A 538-nucleotide genomic window follows, 5' to 3' on the forward strand; every position below is an offset into this window, starting at 1 on the left:
GCCCCCCCGGCGACGGCCGTCTCGGCGGGGGGCGCGGCAGGAGCGGGGCCCTCGGTCAGCGGCCGGCCGCCGCTCGCGTCACTGGGCGCCACGGTGGGCGGTGGCCCGGGCGGGGGTGGCGGGGTCGACTGCGGTTCGCCGGAGCCGGTGGAGGGAGCGTCCTCGGTCATGTCTCGACGTTACGGGCACCCACGGCGCATCCTGGGGATCTTCGGATCAGGCCGACACGGCGAGCGTGAGCGGCAGCACCGCATCGGCGCCGACCGAGACCAGGGCGTCGGCGGCGAGGGTGAGCGACCATCCGGTCACCACAAGGTCGTCGACGAGCAGCACCCGGCGGCCGCGGACGGCGTCGGGGTCGTCGAGCCGCAGCGCGTGGCGGCGGGTGACGGCCGCGACCCGCTGGGCGGAGTTGGTGGCTCCCTGCCCGGCCGGCACCCCAGGGTCGGTGATCGCCCAGCGGCCGACGATCGGCCGCTGGAGGTAGCGGGACAGCCCGTCGGCGAGGTCGGCCACCAGGCCCGACCGGGTGGCCGAC

Annotated in this window: 1 pseudogene; it reads right to left on the reverse strand. The window is 77.7% G+C overall.

The annotated features are described in order from the left end of the window. Positions 1–216 precede the first annotated feature (216 nt). Positions 217–538, reverse strand: a pseudogene (locus tag H0488_RS23515) (recombinase RecQ); the annotation flags it as partial.

This window comes from Nocardioides pelophilus, from assembly GCF_014180685.1.
Taxonomy (GTDB): Bacteria; Actinomycetota; Actinomycetes; order Propionibacteriales; family Nocardioidaceae; genus Nocardioides; species Nocardioides pelophilus.